A 1,655-nucleotide genomic window follows, 5' to 3' on the forward strand; every position below is an offset into this window, starting at 1 on the left:
AACTGGGTAATCGTTGCCCCATCTGCACTTTGCACTGGCATCACATCAACCGTGCCTGTCGTGACAACACCAGCAGCCAAATCAGCCACCGTTGGCTCAGTAATGGTCAACGTTTGGTTTTGCATGCCTTGCACATCATCGCTGACCGTCACTTTCAATGGCGACATCAATGAATCGTCACCATCGCGGTCGACGGCAAATACAGGCAGTTCAAAGCTCAGATCGTTCTTCGCTTGGCCATCAGCATGATCTAACGCTTCAAGCAGAGTAAAGGTGTACTCACCCACAGTGCTAGTAGAGAAACTAATCGTAAAGACAGGAACCTCTGGGTTGGCTCCATCTTTCACAAAGCCGATATACGCCCCAGTCGTGTTTGGATCTGCTTTAAGCTCAACGACCAACCCATTCGATTTAAGTATGTCGTTGGGATTAAATAAGCTTGGCTCAATGCGGAAACTGGTCACATTGTCGCTTTGATTAGTAAACTGAATAGTCTCGGTTTGACTCACAGGCACGGTGCTTGCTGCCGAGCCATCGGCTAGATTGGATTCTGATAGCGTAACGGTTGGAATAGTATTGATGATTGGAATATCACCATCGGTAATGGTCAAAGTCACGGTGGATGTCACCGGATCTTTATCAAAGTCACTTGACGTCACTACGATTGTTTTAACGATGTCTTCGTTGTTTGTATGAACTAAATCGCGATTGGGTTCAAAGCGCACTTCACCTTGCAGGGTGATGACTAACGTCCCTTCAGTGAAACCGAACCGCTGCTCACCAGTATCTGTTTGAACCAGTGTTCTAAGTTGTCCGTCATAAACGAACTGAGTGATTGTTGCACCATCTGCACTTTGCACTGGCATCACATCGACAGTGCCTGTCGTAACAACACCTGCAGCCAAATCAGCCACCGTTGGCTCAGTAATGGTTAACGTTTGGTTTTGCATGCCTTGCACATCATCGCTAACCGTCACTTTCAATGGCGACATCAATGAATCATCACCATCACGATCGACCGCAAGTACAGGAAGCTCAAAGCTCAGATCGTTCTTTGCTTGGCCATCAGCATGATCTAATGCTTCAAGTAGAGTAAAGGTGTACTCACCCACCGTGCTAGTAGAGAAACTAATCGTAAAGACAGGAACCTCTGGGTTGGCGCCATCTTTCACAAAGCCAATGTACGCCCCAGTCGTGTTGGGATCCGCTTTAAGCTCAACGACCAATCCATTCGATTTAAGTGTGTCGTTGGTATTAAATAAGCTTGGCTCAATGCGGAAACTGGTCACATTGTCGCTTTGATTGGTAAAGGTGATCGTCTCTGTTTGACTCACAGGCGCGTTGCTTGCTGCCGAGCCATCTGTAAGGTTAGATTCTGATAAAGTGACGCTTGGAATGGTATTAATCGTTGGAATATCACCATCGGTGATGGTCAACTTCACGGTAGATGTCACTGGGTCTTTATCAAAGTCACTTGACGTCACTACGATTGTTTTAACGATGTCTTCGCTGCTCGTGTGGTTTAAATCGCGATTGGGTTCAAAACGCACTTCACCTTGAAGGGTGATGACTAACGTCCCTTCAGTGAAACCGAAGCGCTGCTCACCAGTATCTGTTTGAACCAATGTTCTAAGTTGCCCGTCATAAACGAACTG

At 46.7% G+C, this 1,655-nt stretch carries 1 pseudogene; it reads right to left on the reverse strand.

The annotated features are described in order from the left end of the window. Positions 1–1,655: pseudogene (locus AB4232_RS22175) on the reverse strand (hypothetical protein); the annotation flags it as partial.

Origin of the sequence: Vibrio sp. 10N.286.46.A8, from assembly GCF_041470165.1 — a bacterium.
GTDB classification, from domain to species: domain Bacteria; phylum Pseudomonadota; class Gammaproteobacteria; order Enterobacterales; family Vibrionaceae; genus Vibrio; species Vibrio tasmaniensis_A.